17 protein-coding genes and 1 pseudogene are annotated in these 18,260 nt (G+C 74.2%); 9 read left to right on the forward strand and 9 right to left on the reverse strand.

The window, feature by feature from the left end; genetic code table 11:
* Nucleotides 1-200 precede the first annotated feature (200 nt).
* On the reverse strand, nt 201-1,535 hold the full coding sequence (locus ACIRST_RS35475) for a PLP-dependent aminotransferase family protein (protein WP_402807703.1): 1,335 nt from the start codon (nt 1,533-1,535) through the stop codon (nt 201-203).
* Between the two features lie 164 nt (nt 1,536-1,699).
* Between ACIRST_RS35475 and ACIRST_RS35480 the strand changes: the two genes are divergently transcribed.
* Nucleotides 1,700-2,476 carry an enoyl-CoA hydratase-related protein gene (locus ACIRST_RS35480; RefSeq protein ID WP_402807705.1) on the forward strand — a complete coding sequence of 259 codons (777 nt, stop codon included), beginning with the start codon at nt 1,700-1,702 and terminating at the stop codon, nt 2,474-2,476.
* A 252-nt stretch (nt 2,477-2,728) separates the two neighbouring features.
* Here the strand turns inward: ACIRST_RS35480 and ACIRST_RS35485 are convergent, their stop codons facing one another.
* Nucleotides 2,729-3,652, reverse strand: coding sequence for a LysR family transcriptional regulator (locus ACIRST_RS35485; RefSeq protein WP_402807707.1), 924 nt, complete (start codon nt 3,650-3,652; stop codon nt 2,729-2,731).
* Between the two features lie 219 nt (nt 3,653-3,871).
* On the opposite strand from ACIRST_RS35485, the gene ACIRST_RS35490 reads away from it, so the two are divergent.
* Nucleotides 3,872-4,456, forward strand: a complete 585-nt coding sequence (locus ACIRST_RS35490) for an SRPBCC family protein (protein WP_402807710.1) — start codon at nt 3,872-3,874, stop codon at nt 4,454-4,456.
* 42 nt (nt 4,457-4,498) lie between these two features.
* Here ACIRST_RS35490 and ACIRST_RS35495 read toward each other — a convergent pair whose 3' ends face one another.
* The gene (locus ACIRST_RS35495; protein ID WP_402807712.1) at nt 4,499-4,978 is read right to left on the reverse strand and encodes a hypothetical protein; all 480 of its coding nucleotides are present in this window, start codon (nt 4,976-4,978) and stop codon (nt 4,499-4,501) included.
* A gap of 13 nt (nt 4,979-4,991) precedes the next feature.
* Here ACIRST_RS35495 and ACIRST_RS35500 point away from each other — a divergent pair.
* Nucleotides 4,992-5,213: pseudogene (locus ACIRST_RS35500) on the forward strand (response regulator transcription factor); the annotation flags it as partial.
* A 30-nt stretch (nt 5,214-5,243) separates the two neighbouring features.
* On the opposite strand, the gene ACIRST_RS35505 reads toward ACIRST_RS35500, so the two are convergent.
* The 4 genes from ACIRST_RS35505 to ACIRST_RS35520 form a co-directional block, all read right to left on the reverse strand.
* Complete coding sequence (locus ACIRST_RS35505) at nt 5,244-5,927, reverse strand: ankyrin repeat domain-containing protein (RefSeq protein ID WP_402807715.1); 684 nt, start codon at nt 5,925-5,927, stop codon at nt 5,244-5,246.
* Between the two features lie 249 nt (nt 5,928-6,176).
* On the reverse strand, nt 6,177-6,668 hold the full coding sequence (locus tag ACIRST_RS35510; RefSeq protein WP_396546044.1) for an HPP family protein: 492 nt from the start codon (nt 6,666-6,668) through the stop codon (nt 6,177-6,179).
* Between the two features lie 161 nt (nt 6,669-6,829).
* Nucleotides 6,830-7,744 carry an immunity 49 family protein gene (locus tag ACIRST_RS35515; RefSeq protein ID WP_350520128.1) on the reverse strand — a complete coding sequence of 305 codons (915 nt, stop codon included), beginning with the start codon at nt 7,742-7,744 and terminating at the stop codon, nt 6,830-6,832.
* Between the two features lie 310 nt (nt 7,745-8,054).
* Nucleotides 8,055-8,354 (reverse strand): hypothetical protein, encoded by a 300-nt coding sequence (locus tag ACIRST_RS35520; RefSeq protein ID WP_350520127.1) that lies wholly within the window; start codon nt 8,352-8,354, stop codon nt 8,055-8,057.
* A gap of 276 nt (nt 8,355-8,630) precedes the next feature.
* Here ACIRST_RS35520 and ACIRST_RS35525 point away from each other — a divergent pair, with 276 nt between their 5' ends.
* Together ACIRST_RS35525 and ACIRST_RS35530 are read left to right on the forward strand one after the other, a co-directional pair.
* The gene (locus tag ACIRST_RS35525) at nt 8,631-9,869 is read left to right on the forward strand and encodes a glycosyltransferase (RefSeq protein WP_402807718.1); all 1,239 of its coding nucleotides are present in this window, start codon (nt 8,631-8,633) and stop codon (nt 9,867-9,869) included.
* A gap of 216 nt (nt 9,870-10,085) precedes the next feature.
* Nucleotides 10,086-10,805: a DUF6461 domain-containing protein gene (locus tag ACIRST_RS35530; protein WP_402807720.1), complete on the forward strand. Its 720-nt coding sequence runs from the start codon at nt 10,086-10,088 to the stop codon at nt 10,803-10,805.
* A 483-nt stretch (nt 10,806-11,288) separates the two neighbouring features.
* On the opposite strand, the gene ACIRST_RS35535 is transcribed toward ACIRST_RS35530, so the two are convergent.
* Nucleotides 11,289-11,756, reverse strand: a complete 468-nt coding sequence (locus ACIRST_RS35535; protein ID WP_402807722.1) for a MazG-like family protein — start codon at nt 11,754-11,756, stop codon at nt 11,289-11,291.
* Nucleotides 11,757-11,962: 206 nt separating this feature from the next.
* Here ACIRST_RS35535 and ACIRST_RS35540 point away from each other — a divergent pair, with 206 nt between their 5' ends.
* The 3 genes from ACIRST_RS35540 (at nt 11,963) to ftsH (ending at nt 16,695) form a co-directional block, all read left to right on the forward strand.
* The gene (locus ACIRST_RS35540; RefSeq protein WP_402807724.1) at nt 11,963-13,540 is read left to right on the forward strand and encodes an alpha/beta hydrolase; all 1,578 of its coding nucleotides are present in this window, start codon (nt 11,963-11,965) and stop codon (nt 13,538-13,540) included.
* Nucleotides 13,541-13,728: 188 nt separating this feature from the next.
* A complete protein-coding gene (locus ACIRST_RS35545; RefSeq protein ID WP_350520340.1) occupies nt 13,729-14,352 on the forward strand; it encodes a disulfide bond formation protein DsbA in 624 nt (207 codons plus the stop codon).
* 171 nt (nt 14,353-14,523) lie between these two features.
* Complete coding sequence (ftsH, locus tag ACIRST_RS35550; protein WP_402807727.1) at nt 14,524-16,695, forward strand: ATP-dependent zinc metalloprotease FtsH; 2,172 nt, start codon at nt 14,524-14,526, stop codon at nt 16,693-16,695.
* On the opposite strand, the gene ACIRST_RS35555 is transcribed toward ftsH, so the two are convergent.
* Nucleotides 16,659-17,189: an Lrp/AsnC ligand binding domain-containing protein gene (locus ACIRST_RS35555; protein ID WP_402807729.1), complete on the reverse strand. Its 531-nt coding sequence runs from the start codon at nt 17,187-17,189 to the stop codon at nt 16,659-16,661. The two genes, ftsH and ACIRST_RS35555, sit on opposite strands and share 37 nt — an antisense overlap.
* 76 nt (nt 17,190-17,265) lie before the next feature.
* On the opposite strand from ACIRST_RS35555, the gene ACIRST_RS35560 reads away from it, so the two are divergent.
* A complete protein-coding gene (locus ACIRST_RS35560; protein ID WP_350520120.1) occupies nt 17,266-18,216 on the forward strand; it encodes an SMP-30/gluconolactonase/LRE family protein in 951 nt (316 codons plus the stop codon).
* Nucleotides 18,217-18,260: the final 44 nt, after the last annotated feature.

Genomic DNA, 18,260 nt, shown 5'->3' on the forward strand with positions numbered 1-18,260 from the left:
CACACAGCGCCCCCCGGGGCTGGTGTTGGTTGGGGGGGGGGGGGGGGCGTCGCATAGAAAGTCGGGCTGGTCGACTTTCTGTGCGGGTGGTGGAGTCGGTTAGGCGCAGGGATATGCAGATCGGTCTACATATTTTCCCGGGGCGGGCAGGGGCGGGGCGGAGCGCGCGTAGGAAGTCGGGTGGGCCGACTTTTGGTGGGTCAGGGGGCGATGGTGTCGAGGGTGGTGCGGAGGCGGGTGAGGGCGGTGGGGAGGTCGGCGAGTGGGGGTGTGGCGAGGGCGAGGCGGAGGGCGTTGGGGTGGTGGGTGGTGGTGGCGAACGCATCGGCGGTGGAGATCAGGATGCCCTCGGCCGCGAGGGCGGCGGCCGCGTGGTCGGGGCGCTGGTGCGGTTCGAGGGTGAGCCAGAGGATGTAGGAGCTGGGGTGGGCGGTCGTGGTGAGGCCGTCGAGGGCGGCGCGGGCGATGGCCTGGCGCGCGGCGGCGTCCGTCCGGCGCTCGCGTTCCAGCCGGGCCACCGTGCCGTCCGCGAGCCAGCCGGTGGCGAGGGCGGTGATCAGGCCGGGTGCGCCCCAGGCCGCCGTGCGCAGCTGGGTGGTCGCCGGTCGCAGCAGGTGCTCGGGCAGGACGGCGAAGCCGAACCGCAGGCCCGGCGCCACGTTCTTGGACAGTCCGGCCACGTAGCAGGTGCGTTCGGGCGCGAGGGCGTGCAGGGGTGGTGGCGGCGCGGCCTCCAGGAAGGCGTACGTGCCGTCCTCGATCAGCGTGCAGCCGTGTTCGGCGGCGAGGCCGACCAGGCGTTCGCGCCGCGCCCGGTCGAGCACCCAGCCGAGCGGGTTGTGGACGGTTGGCATGGTGTACACCGCGCGTACCGGTCGGGCGTGGCAGAGCCGGTCGAGCGCGTCGAGGTCCGGGCCGGCGGGGGTGACGGGGACGGGTGCCAGGTCGAGCCCGTGCGCGGAGGCGAGCAGCTTGATGCCCGGGTAGCTGAGCGCGTCCACGGCCAGGACGTCCCCGGGGCGGGTGAGGGTGCGCAGGACGCAGTCCAGCGCCTGTTGCGCCCCGCTGGTGAGCAGCACGTTCTCCGGTGCCGTGTCGACGCCGCGGTCGAGCAGGTACCTGGCGACGGCCGCCCGGTCGTGCCGGTGGCCGCCCGGGGGGTGCTGGCGCAGCAGGGCTTCGGCGTCGCCCGAGGAGGCGAGGGCTCGCAGGGCCTGCCGTAGCAGGTCGCCCTGGTCGGGGGCGAGCGGCTGGTTGAAGGAGAGGTCCGCCAGCCGCGGCACCGGGAGCGTGCGGGAGGGTTCGAGGCCGTCGTAGCCGGAGCGCAGCCGGACGAAGGTGCCCCGGCCCTGTTCGCCCACCACCAGCCCGGCGGAGGCGAGTTCGGCGTAGACCCGGGTGGCGGTGGCGAGGGCGACCCGCCGTTCGCGGGCGAGGGCGCGGTGGGTCGGAAGTCGCGTGCCGGCGGGGAGCGCGCCGGAGCGGATGGCCGTCGCGTACTCGTCGACGATGGCCTTGTAGGAGGGCGGTCGCACCGGTCACCTGCCGTTCCTGGGCGTCATGCGCGTGGACGTGTATCCAGGACAATAACTGGATTGTCATGGGGTGGAGTTCCTAGCCTCGATCCGTCCGGCAGTGGAGCCGGGAAACCGAGCGGGGAAGCCGAGCGGGGAACCCGAGCCGGGAACGGAGCGCGCCCATGACCGTCCGCAGCGAGCGGGACCAGCACGTCGTCACCCTCACCATCGACCGGGAGAAGAAGCTCAACGCCCTCGACCACCCGACGATCGACGCGCTGCTCGCCGAGTTCGACCGGATCGACGCGGACGACACCGTCCGCGCGGTGGTCCTCACCGGCGCCGGGCGGCGGGCGTTCAGTGCGGGGGCCGACATCCCGTCCCTGGCGGCCGACATCGCGGGCGGGCCCGAGCGGGCGCTGCGCGAGTTCGTCCGGCGCGGCCACACCCTCACGCGGCGGATCGAGGAGTTCCCCAAGCCGATCATCGTGGCCGTCAACGGCCTTGCGTACGGTGGTGGTTGCGAGATCACCGAGGCGGCCCCGCTGGCCGTCGCCGCCGAGCACGCGACCTTCGCCAAGCCGGAGATCTCGCTCGGCTTCCCACCGCCCTTCGGTGGTTCGCAGCGGCTGCCGCGTCACGTCGGGCGCAAGCGCGGCCTGGAGATGATCCTGACCGGGGACCCGATCCCGGCCGCCCGGGCCGCCGAGCTGGGCCTGGTCAACTCGGTCGTCCCGGCAGGTGAACTGCTCGACGCGGCCCGGGACCTGGCCGACCGCATCACCCGGCACGCGCCGACGGCGGTGGCCGCCTGCCTCCGGGCGGTGACCCGCGGGATCAACCTCCCGATCGACGAGGGGCTCGCGGTCGAGGCGGCGGCCTTCGCGGCGACCGTGCCGACCGAGGGCGTCCGGGACGGGCTGCGGCGTTTCCTGGACCGCTCGTCCGGTTCCCGCTGACGGCGGTTCGGCAGGGCGCCGCGCTCCCGGGGCTGCGCTCCCGGTGCCGCGAGCCGAGAGACCGCCCGGGTCGCCAGGACTGGTGGAAGGCGCCAACGGGCGGGCAATGGAGAGGAATCGGGGGACGTCGGGCAAACCCGGGATCTGCTCGGGCGCCGGACGGGGACCTCGCGGGAGAACGTAGGGGCCGGGGCCGCCGGCGGCGTGCCGGTGGTCGCGGAGCACGGCGCGCGGGCGGTCGGGCAGTGGTGGTCAGGCGGTTCCCGGGTGCCGCGCCGGGAGGGTGGGCCCGGCGCCGCAGTGGGCGGCGACCGTGTCGGCGAAGGCGCGGGCCAGGGGGCACAGATTGGCCCAGTCACGGATGGCCCAGCCGGCGGTGAGGGCGGGCAGGTCGGGGAGCGGGAGCAGCCGCAGGCCGGGGTGGCCGGGGCCCTGCCACTGGGGGAGGGTGGGGACGACGGCGTGGCCGAGGCCGAGTTCGGCGAGCAGGATCGCGGTGTCCCAGTCCGCGACGCTGGTGTCGAAGACCGGTCGGATACCCGACTTCCCGAGCCAGGCGTCGAGTTGGGAACGGGCGACGGAGTTCTGCGGCAGCCCGATGAGCCGGGCGTCCTGGAGGTCGGCGGGTTCGATGCGGGCCCTGGTGGCGAGCGGGTCGCCCGCGGCGACGGCCAGGACCCACGGCAGGTCGACGACCGGCCGCTGGTCGATGCCGCGGACCGGGGTGCCGAGGGTGATCCAGGCCAGGTCGACCCGTCCGGCGGTGAGCGCCTCCAGGCAGCTGCGGCTGGAGACCTCCGTCTGGAACTCCAGGCTGACCTGGGGGAAGCGCCGCCGGAAGGCCACCACGGCCGCCGACATGAAGTGGCGGATACTGGTGGCGCCGGTGGTGATCCGGACGGATCCGCCCTCGCCGCGGGCGAGTTCGGCCACCCGGTGCAGTGCGTGGTCGATGCTGCCGAGGCCGGTGGAGACGGCCGCCTGGAGCAGGCGGCCCGCCTTGGTGGGCACCACCCCGCGCGAGTGGCGCTCGATCAGGGCGAGACCGAGCTCGCGTTCGAGCCGCTTCACGTGCTGGCTGACCGCGGACTGGGTGCAGTGGAGGTCGCGGGCGACGGCGCTGAGCGAGCCGGCCCGGCAGACCGCCGCGAAGACGCGGAGATCGTCGATGGTCACGGGGACCCAAGGTATCGCTTGGAGATGCCCCAGCAAACCGGCGGATTGACTTGGGGGTTCGGCGGGCTCGATCATCGATTCCGGGCCCAGGGCGGCAACCCGCCCGCTGTCCCCGCGGCGTTCCGGACGCACAGGCGGGGGCAGCGGGCGGGTGTCGACCCGCATCGAATCGCTACCTGCACGACGTGCACCACGTGGATGACCAGAAGGGGGAACGGAATGCGCTACGCCGACGGTCCGGGGACGGTCTGCGAGATCTTCGTCCAGGCACCGGTGGAACGGGTGTGGGAACTGGTGACGGACATCGACCTGCCCACCCGGCTCAGCCCGGAGCTCCAGCGCGTCGCCTGGCTGGACGGCGCGGACGGACCGGCGCCGGGCGCCCGATTCGAGGGCCACAACCGCCGTGAGGGCCTGCCCGACTGGCGGACGGTCTCCGAGGTGACCGAGCTGACCGAGCCGGCAGGGGTAACCGAGCCGACCGAGCCGGCCGTTTCCGTCGACCCCACCCGCCCCCGCGCCTTCGCCTGGGCCGTGATGGACGCCGACGGCTGCTACGGCGAGCCGGTGTCCGAGCCGGCCGGTGCGCTGGCGCGCTGGCGCTTCGACCTGACCCCCGAGGACGGCGGCACCCGGCTGCGCCAGTCGGTGGTGATCGGCCCGGGCCGCAGCGGCATGAGCCGCATCATCGACGCCAGGCCCGAGATCGAGGAGAAGGTCGTCGACTTCCGGCTGGGCGAGCTGCGCACGGCCATGACGGCCACCCTCGAAGGCATCAAGTCGCTGGCCGAGCAGGGGGAGTAGTCCCCGTCCGACGATCGATCCGGGCTGTCCGGGCTGTCGAGGCTATCCGGGTGCCCGGGCCGCCCCGGCCGGGTGAGACGGGCGTGGGTTCGCCGAAGGAGCGGTGCGGTGGCACGGGTGGCGTGGGCGGGCTCCGAGGTCCGCTGGATCGGGCAGCTCGGCCGACGACTCGTCGTGGTGCGGGAGGTGGACGGTCAGCGGATCCTGCAGGTCGACGACTGGTCCACCGTGGTCGACGAGCGGACCGCCGTCCACCACCGCTAGCGCGTAGCCGGTGGCCCGCAGCTGGAACAGGCCTGCGATCAGCACCGCGAAGCCGACCGTGACCAGCACCGGCACGGCGGTCGAGGCGGTGCGCCGGACGGCGGTCGGCGCGCTCTCCCGGGCCACCAGGCCGGTGGCGCCGCGGAGCCCGGACAGCGGCCACCAGACGGCGCGGACGACCGGCGGGACCATCGCGGGCAGGAGCAGGGCGAGGCCGACGATCGGCGCCATGGCCGCGTGGAGGGCGTTGTTGATCATGCTGTCGGACGCGCTGTCGGCCGCTCACGACCCGTTGCAGAGGCTGAGCCCCAAGGAGCAGGAGGTGCTCGGGCTAATCGCCGAGGGCCGCTCCAACGCGGCCATCGCCCGGCGCCTGGTGGTCACGGAGGCCACGGTGTCCAAGCGGATCGCGAGCATCTTCACCGAGCTCGACCTGCCCCAGGCGCCGGACGACCACCGGCGGGTGCTGGCGGTGCTGCGGTACCTGGCGGCCTGGAGGGGCGTCCGGCCTCCCTGCGCGGGGTCAGCGGCCTTTGCCCGGGCGGGGGTTGCGAGGTTGTCCTTCGGCCTCGCCCTCGGCCTCGGCCTCGCCCTCGGCCTCGGCCTCGCGGAGCGCTGCAGCGATGGCGTGGAAGCCGCGGCGCTCGGCGTGGGCGCGGGCGGTGGTGCCGTCGGCGTCGGGAAGGAGGGGGTCGGCGCCGTGGGCGAGGAGGATGCCGACGATCTCGCGGTGGGCGGCACCGCCGTCGCCGAGCAGGACGGCTTCCAGGAGGGCCGTCCAGCCGAGGTCGTTGACGTGGTCGACGTCGATCGCGGTCTCGGTGAGCACCGCGCGGACGTAGGCGACGTGGCCGCGTTCGGCGGCGGGGATGACCGACACTCCGCCGTAGCGGTTGCGGCGGGTGAGGTCGGGCCGACCGGGAAGCAGGGCGCGCATCATCGGGACGCTGCCGGTGATGCCGGTGACCAGCCAGGGGCTGTTCAGCGCGCGGTCCTGCGCGTTGACGTCGGCGCCGGCCCCGACCAGCAGCCGGGCGACGGCGACCCGGTCGGCGAAGGCGGCCCGCAGCAGCGCGGTGCGGCCCTCGGCGTCCCGCGCGTCGACGGCCGCGCCCGCGGCCAGCGCCGCGCCGGCGGCGTCGAGGTCGCCGCGCTCGGCGGCCTCCAGCAGCGACCGGTCGGCGGGGGAGAGCGGGCGGTCGGTCATGGCGGGGGTTCCTCCACGGGGTCGGCGGTCGGCGGGTGCTTCCAGCCTGACCTCTGCGGCACGTTCCGGCGTCGGCGGGGCGGTCGGTCGAGTCGGGCGGAACGGAGGACGGCCGGGTCATCCGATCGGATGACCCGGCCGTCGGCGATCACCGCGACAGGGTGAGCGGGTGGTCGTGCGGCCTGGGCCTGCTGGCCTGCGGTCACATGCAGGCGTGCGGTCGTGCGGTTTGCGAGGCCCTGTGCGCGGTCACCAGGACAGCGGGTAGCGGACCGGGTGACCGCCGATCCGGCCGGGCAGCAGGCCGATGACGACCAGCAGCCCGGTCGCCAGTGCCAGCAGGGGCAGGAACGGCACGGGATGCGGCGCCTGTAGGACCACGATCACGGCGGTGGCCGCCGCCGGGGAGTGCGAGAGGTGGGTGAGCATCATCGCGCCCAGCGAGAGCCCGGCGGCGATGGCCGCGCCCCAGGCGGTGCTGCCGGTGACGGCGAGGGTGGCGTAGCCGATCAGGGCCGACATCAGCTGACCGCCGACCAGGTTGCGGGGCTGCGAGATCGGCAGGCCGGGCGCGCCGTGCACCAGTGCCGCGCTGGCCGCCAACGGAGGGATCAGAAGGGGCTGGCGGAGCAGCACACCCACCGCGACGAGCAGGAGCAGGGCGCCGATGGCGAAGACGGTGGCCCGCAGGGCGTGCAGTCGGTGTGGTCCGGGCGTGGCGGCGGGCGAGGGCGTGGGCATGCGTGAGTGCTCCGGATGGGGGATACGGACCCGGAGATGATAAACAGACTGTTGAGGAAAAGGTGGGATGTTTTGCCTGGTGGGCAAGATCGTCCCCGAGTCGACCGGGGTCGCCTTGCCCCCCACCGGCGGTTCGCGCCGGGCGACCCCGGCGCGCCGGGTCAGCCCGCGCTGATCAGCGTCGTCGGGAGGTAGCCGGAGGTTATGCCCAGCTCCCACCCGTGGGCCTGGACGGCGAGCGCGGCGAGGGCGATCGGGACGACCGGGAGCAGTGTCCGGGGCCAGGCCGTCGAGGGCGTGCTGTTGCGGTGCCGGGCCAGGCGGGCGGTGAGGGCCTCCTCGAAGGCCGCCCGGTCGTCGTCCAGCAGGACCCGCAGCAACTGCTGGTCCTGGCTCAACCCCTCCGGCGCCGCCTCGCCGGCGGCGTCCAGGGCCCGGGCGGCGGCCGCGCGCCCGTCGGCGTCCGGCTTGCGCAGTGGCACGGGCCCGGGGGCGATCCACGGCGACCGCTCCGTCGGGACGACGAAGAGGTACGAGCGGAGCGCCTCCATCTCGGCGAGGGCGGCGGGGTCGGAGACCGAGGTGAGGTCCGAGTGCGGCAGGCCGTCGCGGACCGCGGGCGCGTAGTCGTCGGTGAGCAGCGGGCCGAGCATCCGCTCCCGGTTCCGGATCAGTCCGCTGATCACGCACATCGCGAAGGCCTCCACCCACGTCGCGGCAGTGGGTGCGAAGTCGACGGTGGCGCCGAAGCGGATGTCCTCGCTGTCCAGCGTCGTGCCGATGTACGGGAAGGGGACGTCGAAGTCGCCCCGGGGGAAGCAGCCGAGCTGGAGCACCCCGAGGGCGCACTCCGCGGCCGTCCGCAGGGCCGCGCGGGCGTCGGCGCCGGCGAGCGTCGGGTCCTCCAGGGTGAGGGCGCCGAGGTGGTCGAGCAGCTCCTCGCCCATCGAGCGGACGGACCCGATGGTCAACTCGTCCTCGATGTCGTACCAGTGGCCGAGGACCCGCCCTCGGATGTCCCCCAACGCGTCGCGGATCCGCTGGTGGACCACCGTGTGGCACGTCACTTCCACCACTTGCTGCTACCTCCCCGTCGGCGGCGCGGCACTCGTTCCGCGACCCGTAGCTGATGGAGAGGGACGCTAACAGCGACCACTGACAAGGCCTGGAGTACGGAGGAGGCGGGTCGCACGGGCCAGGTGCGGAAGGAGGTGGAGGTGGAGACGCACGGGTGGTCGGCGGCCAGGGCCGGGCTGCCGGGGTCCGTGGCCGCCGTGCGGTTGTCAGATGATCGGATAGGGATGTGACGCGACGTCAGGCGTCAAGCGGCCGGAATTGAGGCCTCGGGCGCCGGGCGCCGGACGCCTGACGCCGGTCGTCGGCGTTTCAGGTGGAGTGGACGAACTGCTGGTAGCAGGCGACGTCGTACTGGGAGGGCGCGCCCGCATTGCTGTAGGCCTGTCCACCCTTGCCACCGTTCGGTTGGCTGCCGAAGCCCGGCTCGTCGAAGGGGGAGCCGGGGGAGGAACTGGTGTGTCCCGGAGTGTGTCCGCCGGCCGCCAGGAAGTCCTGGCAGGTCTGGTTCGGCGGCCCCGGCTGGTTCGGGGTCGGGTTCGCGAACGCGACGGACGCGCCACCCAGGCAGAGGAGTCCGGCGAGCAGCCCGGTGGCCGCGGTACGGAGCATCGTGCCTCCTCGGTCGGGCACGTACGCGGGACCGGGCGGCCCCGCGCCCCCGTTCAGGGGTACGGAGCGGGATTGCCAGGTGTTCAGACCCGCGGTGGCCGGTCGGCTGATGCGCCGCCGGGTGTGACGGGGGTGCCTGCCGAAGTGGTGGTGCTCGCCGTGGAACCCCCCTGCCACTACCAGATTATCGCCCCCCAGGGGGCTTGCGGCAAGGCCCCGGTCGTCCCGCAGAATCGACGGCTGTAAGGCCATGACCTGCGGAAACGGAGTCGTGAGATGCGTGTGTTGTTGACGACGTGGGGCTCGCGCGGAGATGTCGAACCGCTGGCGGGGCTGGCGGCGGCGTTGCTGGGGCTCGGGGCGGACGTGCGGGTGTGCGCGCCGCCGGACGAGGAGTTCGTGGACCTGCTGGCCCGGATCGGGGTGCCGCTGGTGCCGCTCGGCCCGACGGTGCGCTCGGTGGTCGCCGGCCCGAAGCCGCCGACCATGCAGGACGCGTTCCGGCTCGCCCCCGAGCTGGTCGCCGCGCGGTTCGAGGTGCTCACCGCCGCGGCCGAGGGCTGCGACGTCATCCTGGCCACCGGTCTGATGCCGGCCGGCGCCCGGGACGTGGCCGAGCACCTCGGCATCCGCTACGTGCTCGCCTGCTTCCACACCCTGGGACTGCCCTCGCGGCACTTCCGGCCCGGAGCCCGGCCCGGCACGCCGTCCCCCGAGGGCGAGACCGACCACCGGGTGCTGTGGGAGCAGGACGCCCAGCGGGTGAACGGGCTGTACGGCGAGGCGCTCAACCGGCACCGGGCGGCGCTCGGCCTGCCGCCGGTCGACAACGTCCGCGACCACGTCCTCACCGACCGGCCGTGGCTGGCGGCGGACCCGGTGCTCTGTCCGTCGCAGGGCATGACGGAGCTCGACCCGGTGCAGACCGGGGCGTGGATCCTGCCCGACGACCGTCCGCTGCCGGCCGAGGTGGAGGCGTTCCTGGAGGCCGGCGAACCGCCCGTGTACGTGGGCTTCGGCAGCATGGCCGCCCACGCTCCGGAAGGCATCGCCCGGATCGCGATCGACGCGGCCCGCGCCCACGGCCGCCGGGTGATCCTGGCCCGGGGCTGGGCCGGCCTGGCCCCGGTCGATGACGGGGACGACTGCTTCGCCGTCGGCGAGGTCAACCAGCAGGCGCTGTTCCGCCGGGTCGCCGCCGTCGTCCACCACGGCGGCGCGGGCACCACCACCACGGCCGCCCGGGCGGGCGCGCCCCAGCTGGTCGTGCCCCGGATCGCCGACCAGCCGTACTGGGCCGCCCGCGTGGCCGAGCTGGGCATCGGCGCGGCCCACCTCGACCCCGCGCCCACCGTCGATTCCCTGTCCGCCGCGCTGGCCACGGCCCTGGCCCCCGAGACCCGTACCCGCGCGCTGGCCGTGGCCGGGACCATCCGCGCCGACGGGGCGACGGTGGCCGCGAAGCTGCTGTTCGAGGCCGCGGCCGCCCAGGAGGAGCCGTACGGCGCCGGGTGAACCGGACGGCGCCCGCGTCGGTGCGAACGGGCCTGCCGGACCGGTGAGTTCCGCGATCGGACCACCGCCCCGACGCCCGGTCGGCGGCGGGAGCCGGCCCACGCCGGGCCCTGATCCGGCACCGTTCCGGCGACCGGGCTCCGGCCGTCGGCGGTGTCGGTTAGGGTGCCCACCGGCGCGCCCGGCCACCGCAGGCCGGCGCGAGGGGAGGGCGGCATGACCGACGGAACGCGCGAGGGAGCCGGGAGGGACGGCGACGGCATCCAGTGGCTCGCGGACGTCGGTCGGCCGGACGCCGGTCGGCCGGGCACCGGACTGCCGGGAACGGGCGGGCCCGACGCGGACGGCGAGGTCGGCGGTGTGGTGTTCGCCCGGGGGATCCCGCCGGAGGAACTCGCCCGCCGGATGGGCGCCGACCCGACCGCCGGGACCGTGCCGATCAGCGGCGCCGAGATCCGGGCCCTGGACATCGACGTCTACCGCCCGGGCGACGACGGCGACGGCGTGGTCCGCGTCGGCGAGTGCGGCGGCTGGTCGTTCGCGATCGAGTACGGCGACTCCACCGGCGGCGAGCTGCTCACCGAGATAGCGCGCGACGGCGTCGAGGTCGTCCACTTCCGCCTGATGCCGGAACAGCCGCCGGCGCTGCTCGACTACGCCCGGGACGGCGCCGTGCTGTGCGGCTTCGGCCTCGGCGAGGAGCGCTGGCGCTGGGGCCAGGAGCCCGACCTGCTGGTGCCGGACCTGGTCGCCGCGTGCGTCCTGGAGGCGGACGGCGTCACCCCCTGCGGCCCCGAGGGCGAAGGCCCGGCCGCCCGCCGCACCCTCGCCGCCGTCGAGCGGCGCTTCGGTCTGAGCCTGCCCCGGACCGCCTTCGACGGGCTGCGCCTGCGTGCGTACGCCGTCCGCGGCACGCCGGGGATGGAACCGGGGTGAGCCGCGGGTGCGAGCCGTGCGGGCCCCGGTGGTGACGGCCGTGACCGGGGCCGCGGCGAACGCGACGCAGACAGCGCTGAGCGCGGCGATCGCGAACACCGGGAACAGGATGGACATCGCGGTCATGGCTGCCTCCTCTCCGGGCCCCGACGGCGGGCCCCGACGACCGTCATCGTTGCGCGCTTCCGGCCCTCCGCACATGTGCCGATCGGGAGGTTCCTGGGCCGGGATTCCCGGTGTGCCCCTGCCGATCGGCAGGGGCAGTAGGGCTGGGAAAGACGGGGTGAGCCGGTGGGGCCAGGAGGCCGGTCGGAGGGGCCGGGCCGCCTGAGACCCTGGGACAGGGCGTGAGCCGGCGCTGACGCCGAGGCCGGCGACCCTCGCCGGGATCCGGACGCACGGCCGGGAACACCTCGGCCGCACCGCACGGCCGGGAACACCTCGGCCGCACCGGCCAGTTGGCACCCGCCCCGGCTGCCCCCGTTACCCCACCGGCGGCTCGCCCGGCTGCCGCGGGCGCCAGGCGGCGAGGTGGGCGGTGAGGACGGCGGCCGGGTCGGGGGTGGTGTCGCGGAGGGCGACCATCGCCGCGGTGATCACGTCGCAGAGCTCGCCCTGCAGGTCGGCCAGGGTGTGGCTGACGCCCTTGCGGGGATTGGCGCCGAGGACGCCGAGCAGGGCCTCGGCGACCTCCCCGGCCTCCTCCTGGACCTTGACCACCTGGAGCGTCAGCAGCGGCTGACCGATGCCCGCCCGGTGTTCGGAGAGGTGGCGGTGGACGGCGTCGATCACGGCCCAGTCCCCGGCGCGGGAGGCGGGCCGGGGGCCGGTGTCCCGCTCGTCGTCTCGCAGGCGGGGCAGGACCTCCCGGCGGGTGTCGGTGACGAAGACGTCCACGCCGTCGGAGTCGGTGCGGTCGTCCTCGTCCGGTGCGGTGGTGTCGCTGCTCAACTCGCCCTCCGTGGCACGGTTCCGGCGCCCGGTGCGGCCGGACGGCGGTAAGGGTGCCACCGGGTGGGGCGGTTGAACCCTCACCCGGGCGGCCGGTGGCAGGACGGGCGGCGCGCGCCCCCGTCCGGAGGCTTCGGGCGGGTTGTGCCGGGTCGCGGCGCCTAGGGTCCATGGTGACCGGCCGACCCGAGAGGTGGACCCACCCCATGCACACCGCCGTCCGCGGCGCCGGAGCGCTCGGCCTGACCGCGCTGCTGCTCGCCGCCGCCACCGGATGCCAGGGTGAGGGGTCGTCCGCCGCCGAGCCCGCGCCCACCTCCCCGGCCATCGGCGCCTCGGCGACCGCCACCGGGCTCGCCGCCCAGCGACTGGACTGGCACGCCTGCGCCGCCCCGAGCGCCGCCCAGGGCGGCGGCACCGCACCCGCCGCGGACTGGCAGTGCGCCACCCTCAAGGCCCCGCTCGACCACGGCCGGCCGGACGGACCGACGATCGACCTCGCGCTGATCCGCAGCAAGGCCAAGGACGAGCAGCACCGGATCGGCTCGCTGCTCTTCAACTTCGGCGGCCCCGGCGCCTCCGGCGTGGCGACCCTGCCCGCCCTCGCCCCGAGCTACGCCTCCCTCAACAGCCGCTACGACCTGGTGAGTTTCGACCCGCGCGGGGTGGGCGCCAGCGCCGGGGTGACCTGCCTGGACGACCGGGCGCTGGACGCCTCCGCGACCGTCGACAGCACCCCCGGCGACCCGGCCGCCGTGAAGGCCCTCGACGACAGCAACGCCCGGTTCGTCGCCGCCTGCGAGCACAACTCGGGCGCGGTGCTGCCGTACGTGGACACCGAGAGCGCCGCCCAGGACATGGACCTGATGCGGCAGGTGCTGGGCGACCGGCAGCTCTCCTACTTCGGCATCAGCTACGGCACCCAGCTCGGCGGCGTGTACGCGCACCTGTTCCCGCAGCAGGTCGGTCGGATGGTGCTGGACTCCGTGGTCGACCCGACCAAGGACCCGCAGCAGTCCGCGCTCGGCCAGGCCCAGGGCTTCCAACTCGCCCTCGACGACTTCATGAAGGCCTGCGCGGCCCGGGTCGGCGCCTCCTGCCCGACCGGCGCGGGCGGTGCCGAGGGGACGGCGAAGGTCACCGCGCTGGTGCAGCAGTTGGAGCGGTCGCCGCTCCCCACCGCGGACGGGCGGCAGCTGACCGAGACCCTGGGCGTCACCGGCATCGCCGGCGCCCTGTACAGCCAGGAGACCTGGCCGGTGCTGGCGGCCGGGCTCACCGAGGCGATGGAGCAGGGCACCGGCACCACGCTGCTCCAGCTCGCCGACGGCCTGAACGGGCGTGACGCGCAGGGGCACTACAGCAACCTGAACGCCGCGAACCGGGCGGTCGGCTGCGTGGACTCGCGGCAGCGCTACTCCGACCAGGACGTCCAGCAGCAGCTGCCGCAGTTCCAGGCCGCGTCCCCGGTGTTCGGCGCGTTCACCGCCTGGGGCCTGACCGGCTGCACCGGTTGGCCGGTGCCGGGCAAGGGCGACCACCCGGAGGTCGCCGCCGCGGGCGCGGCCCCGATCCTGGTGGTCGGCACCACCGGCGACCCGGCCACCCCGGTCGAGGGCGCCCACGCGATGGCGCAGCAGCTCGGCCCGGGCGTCGGCGTCACCGTCACCCTGCACGGCGAGGGCCACGGCGGCTACAACACCGGCAACCCCTGCCTGAAGCAGACCGTGGACGCCTACCTGCTGGACGGTACGGTGCCGGCGGACGGGACGACCTGCAGCTGAGGAGGGGTCGTCGGGAGAAGTGGCCCAATGGAATCGGTGATGATTGGCTCTGTTGAGTGGTCCACTTCGCCGTTAGGCTCATCGACGTGACGAACAACGCGACCCACGTGACCGACGCTTCCAACGCTTCCGATGTTTCCGACGTTTCCCTTGCTTCCGGTGTTTCCGAGGTTTCCGGGGTTTCCGAACTGACCGACGGCCGGCCGGGGACCACCAAGGTCGACTTCTACTTCGACCCCGTCTGCCCGTTCGCCTGGATCACCTCCCGGTGGATCCTGGAGGTCGACCGCCACCGCGAGCTCGACCTCACCTTCCGGGTGATGAGCCTGTCCGTCCTCAACGAGGGCCGCACCGACCTTCCCGAGCGCTACCAGCGGCTGATGACCACCGGCTGGGGCCCCGTGCGGGTCTGCATCGCGGCCGCCGAGAAGCACGGCCAGCACGTGCTGCGCGACCTCTACACCGAGCTCGGCACCCGCCTGCACGACCAGGACCGGCCCGCCGACGACGCCGTCATCCGGGAGGCCCTGGTCGCGGCCGGGCTGCCCGAGGAGCTGGCCGACGCGGCGAACAGCACCCAGTACGACATCGCCCTGCGCAAGAGCCACCACGAGGGCATGGACCCGGTCGGCGAGGAGGTCGGCACGCCGACCATCCACGTGGACGGCGTCGCCTTCTTCGGGCCGGTGCTGACCGCGATACCCCGCGGGGAGGACGCCGTGCGGGTCTTCGAGGGCGTCCGGCTGCTGTCCGGCTACCCGAAGTTCTTCGAGCTCAAGCGGACCCGGACGGGCTCGCTCGACTTCTCCTGACCCCGCCGGGGGCCGCGGCCGGCTCGGCCGGGGACCGCGGACCCGGTGCCCGACGGGGGTGGGCGCCGGGTCCGGGGTTTCGGGACAGCCCCTCTTCGGGCTCCCGTCCTGGCGCGGAGCGTCCGACCATGGAGACGGAGGCTCCGTGGCCCCGAGAGGCGGTGAGCGTGGATGATCGCACGAATCCGGCTGCGCGCCGGCCGGAACCCCGCGACACCGCCGGACTCCGATCCCCGACCCGAACCGGGACCCGGACCAGCGCCCGAAGTCGAACCGGGACCCGGACCCGGTCCGACGGGCGAGCGCGGCCCCGGGCCCGGTCCGACGGGCAAGCGAGGCCCCGGCCAGGGCCCCGGCTGGAATCCCGGCCCGGGGCGGAACCCAGGCCCGGGGCGGCCCGGCCAGGGCCCCGGGGACGGCCCGCCCAAGCCGCCGCCGCCCTCGTGGCGCCGCTGGCTGCTGCCGGTCGCCGTCCTGGTGACGCTGCTCCTCCTGGTGCTGTTCTCCAAGCCCGGCACGCCCGGCAACCGCTACGCCTACACCGACTTCGTCAACCGCGTCGACACCGGACAGGTGCAGACGGTGATCGTCAGCGACACCGGAGCGGTGAGCGGCACGCTCAAGGACGGCACCCGCTTCACCAGCCAGATCCCGACCGCCCTGGACACCTCCCACCTCAGCCAGGCGCTCGGTGACCAGCACGTCACCGTCACCGGCACCCGTTCCGGCGGCAGCTCGATCTGGTCCACCCTGCTGCTGTTCCTGCCGCTGCTGCTCTTCGGCGGCCTCTTCCTCTGGTCGGGCCGGATGGCCGCCCGGTCGCTGGGCGGCGGGCTGAGCGCCATCGGCCGCTCCCGGGCGAAGATCATCGAAGCCGAGCGGCCGGCCACCGGGTTCGCCGACGTCGCCGGGTACGAGGGGGTGAAGCAGGAGGTCAGCGAGGTGGTCGACTTCCTGCGCAGCCCGGAGCGGTACGCCGCCGCCGGGGCCAAGGGGCCGCGCGGGGTGATCATGGTGGGGCCGCCGGGTACCGGCAAGACCCTCCTGGCCCGGGCCGTCGCGGGGGAGGCCGAGGTGCCGTTCCTGTCCGTGACCGGCTCCGGGTTCGTCGAGATGTTCGTCGGCGTCGGCGCCTCCCGGGTCCGCGACCTCTTCGAGGAGGCCCGCAAGCGCGCGCCGTCGATCGTCTTCATCGACGAGATCGACGCCGTCGGCGCCCGCCGGGCGGGCGGCACCCGGATCGGCGGCAACGACGAGCGGGAGCAGACCCTGAACCAGCTGCTCGCCGAGATGGACGGCTTCGACCAGAGCACCGGAATCGTCGTCATCGCCGCCACCAACCGGCCCGACGCCCTCGACCCGGCGCTGCTGCGCCCCGGCCGCTTCGACCGGCAGGTCACCGTGCCGCTGCCCAACCAGGCCGAGCGGGCGGCCATCCTCACCGTGCACACCCGGGGCAAGACCCTCGCCCCGGACGCCGACCTGGACCGGATCGCCCGCGGCACCCCCGGTTTCTCCGGCGCCGACCTCGCCAACCTGGTCAACGAGGCCGCCATCAACGCCGTCCGCGCCGACCGCGCCACCCTCACCGCCGACGACCTCGACGCCGCCCGCGACCGGGTGCTGCTCGGCCGCCGGGAGTCCTCCAACGCGCTGCTGCCCGAGGAGCGGCACGCCGTCGCCGTGCACGAGTCCGGGCACGCCCTGATGGCCGCGCTGTGCGAGCACGCCGATCCGGTCGCCAAGGTGACCATCCTCCCGGCCGGGGTCGCCCTCGGTGCCACCGAGCAGCTGCCGGAGGCGGAGCGGCACCTCTACAGCGAGGGCTACCTCACCGACCTGCTCACCGTCCAACTCGGTGGCAGGGCAGCCGAGTTGGTGGTGTTCGGCGAGGGCTCCACGGGCGCCGCCAACGACCTCGCGAACGCCACCACGGTGGCCACCCGGATGGTCCGCGAGTTCGGCCTCTCCCCGGAGCTCGGCCCGGTCGGCTATTCCAGCGGCAGTCCGCACTACCTCGGTGACAGCCCCGAGGACCTGCTGCGCCGCCCGTACTCCGAGCAGACCCAGCGCGCCGTGGACGAGGCGGTCGCGGGCCTGCTGCGGCAGGCCGAGCGTCGGGCCGTCGGCCTGCTGACCGAACACCGGCACCACCTGGACGAGCTGGCGAGCCTGCTGGTCGCCCAGGAGACCGTGGACGGCCGCCTGGTCCTGGAGATCCTGAAGCACCCGGGGAAGCGCCCGGCGGAGCCGGCGCGCCCGGCCGGGCCGACGCGCCCGGTGTCACTGACCAAGGCGGAGGAGCCTCAGGCGGACGGGGACCGAGGCGCGGACGGGGACTGAGACAGGGACCGGGTCGCGGACGGGGACTGAGACGCGGGCGGGGACTGGGTCGCGGGCGGTCGCTCGAAGAAGGTCTCCAGCACGACGGTCGCCTGCGTCCCGCTCACGCCCTCGATCGCGTAGAGCCTGCGCAGCACGTCCTGGAGCTGCTCGGTGGTCGCCGTCCGCACCTTGACCAGCACCGAGGCGCTGCCCGCGATGACGTGCGCCTCCACGATCTCGGGGATCGCGGCGAAGGCCTGCGCGGAGTCCCCCATCCAGGCCGAGGAGTCCACCATCACGAAGGAGAGCACCCCCAGCCCGAGGCCCTTCGGGTCCACCTCCACCGTGGTGCGGCGGACCACGCCGCGCTCGCGCAGCTTGCGCACCCGCTCGTGCGCCGCCGCCGCGGAGAGCCCCACGGCCCGGCCCAGGGCCGCGTAGGCCTGCCCGGCGTCCTGCTGCAACAGGGTGAGCAACGCGCGGTCGGTGTCGTCGAGATGATCGATGGTCATGGTGGGACCATACCCTGTTCTGGCATACTCCGGATCACCGGAACGACATTCGGCGAATCACGACATGAGGTGAACGATGTCTGGCTCCATCGAGTTCGGGCTGTACGAGGTACTGGACGAGAGGTTCCGTCGCTGCGCCAACGGTGACGTCCGACTGGAGAAGCTGTACGGCGACTGCCGCTGGGCCGAGGGCCCGGTCTACCTGCCCGCCTGGCGCCAGGTCGTCTGGAGCGACATCCCCAACGACCGCCTGCTGCGCTGGGACGAGGCCTCCGGAACGGTCGGCGTCTTCCGCTCCCCGGCCGGCCACCCCAACGGCAACACCCTCGACCGCGAGGGCCGGCTGATCAGCTGCGAGCAGGGCAACCGCCGGGTCACCCGCACCGAGCACGACGGCCGGATCACCGTCCTCGCCGACCGCTACCAGGGCAAGCGGCTCAACTCGCCCAACGACGCGGTGGTCCGCTCGGACGGCGCGATCTGGTTCTCCGACCCGGACTTCGGCATCACCAGCGACTACGAGGGCCACCGCGCCGAATCCGAGATCGGTGCCCGCAACGTCTACCGGATCGACCCGCACAGCGGTGAGGTCCGGCTCGCCGCCGAAGGCTTCGACGGGCCCAACGGGCTGGTCCTCTCGCTCGACGAGCGGCAGCTCTACGTCAACGACAGCCGGGCCGGGCACATCAGGGTCTTCGACATCGGTGAGGACGGCGACCTCAGCGGCGACCGGATCTTCGTCAAGGGCGAGGGCCGCCGGTTCGACAACATCCGCTTCGACCTCGACGGGCGGCTCTGGGCGGCGGCCTTCGGCGACGGCGTCCACTGCTACGCCCCCGACGCCACCCTCATCGGCCGTATCCTCGTCCCCGAACCCGTCTCGAACATCACCTTCGGCGGCCCGAAGAACAACCGCCTGTTCATCACCGCCACCACCTCGCTGTACTCGCTGGTGACGTCGATGACGGGCACCCACCGCGTCGCCTTCCGCGCGGGGCGCGCCGCCCGGCCCGAGGAGGCGCAATGAGCGAGGAATCGCCGTGACCGAGGAATCGCCGTAACCGAGGAGTC

The sequence above is a fragment of the Kitasatospora sp. NPDC101447 genome, assembly GCF_044767225.1.
Taxonomy (GTDB): domain Bacteria; phylum Actinomycetota; class Actinomycetes; order Streptomycetales; family Streptomycetaceae; genus Kitasatospora.

Excerpts from the sequence above, each read along its gene's own strand:
- ACIRST_RS35480 (WP_402807705.1), top strand. The coding sequence starts at position 1,700 with ATGACCGTCCGCAGCGAGCGGGACCAGCACGTCGTCACCCTCACCATC.
- ACIRST_RS35490 (WP_402807710.1), top strand. The coding sequence starts at position 3,872 with ATGCGCTACGCCGACGGTCCGGGGACGGTCTGCGAGATCTTCGTCCAG.
- ACIRST_RS35495 (WP_402807712.1), bottom strand. The coding sequence starts at position 4,978 with ATGATCAACAACGCCCTCCACGCGGCCATGGCGCCGATCGTCGGCCTC.
- ACIRST_RS35505 (WP_402807715.1), bottom strand. The coding sequence starts at position 5,927 with ATGACCGACCGCCCGCTCTCCCCCGCCGACCGGTCGCTGCTGGAGGCC.
- ACIRST_RS35510 (WP_396546044.1), bottom strand. The coding sequence starts at position 6,668 with ATGCCCACGCCCTCGCCCGCCGCCACGCCCGGACCACACCGACTGCAC.
- ACIRST_RS35520 (WP_350520127.1), bottom strand. The coding sequence starts at position 8,354 with ATGCTCCGTACCGCGGCCACCGGGCTGCTCGCCGGACTCCTCTGCCTG.
- ACIRST_RS35525 (WP_402807718.1), top strand. The coding sequence starts at position 8,631 with ATGCGTGTGTTGTTGACGACGTGGGGCTCGCGCGGAGATGTCGAACCG.
- ACIRST_RS35530 (WP_402807720.1), top strand. The coding sequence starts at position 10,086 with ATGACCGACGGAACGCGCGAGGGAGCCGGGAGGGACGGCGACGGCATC.
- ACIRST_RS35540 (WP_402807724.1), top strand. The coding sequence starts at position 11,963 with ATGCACACCGCCGTCCGCGGCGCCGGAGCGCTCGGCCTGACCGCGCTG.
- ftsH (WP_402807727.1), top strand. The coding sequence starts at position 14,524 with ATGATCGCACGAATCCGGCTGCGCGCCGGCCGGAACCCCGCGACACCG.
- ACIRST_RS35555 (WP_402807729.1), bottom strand. The coding sequence starts at position 17,189 with ATGACCATCGATCATCTCGACGACACCGACCGCGCGTTGCTCACCCTG.
- ACIRST_RS35560 (WP_350520120.1), top strand. The coding sequence starts at position 17,266 with ATGTCTGGCTCCATCGAGTTCGGGCTGTACGAGGTACTGGACGAGAGG.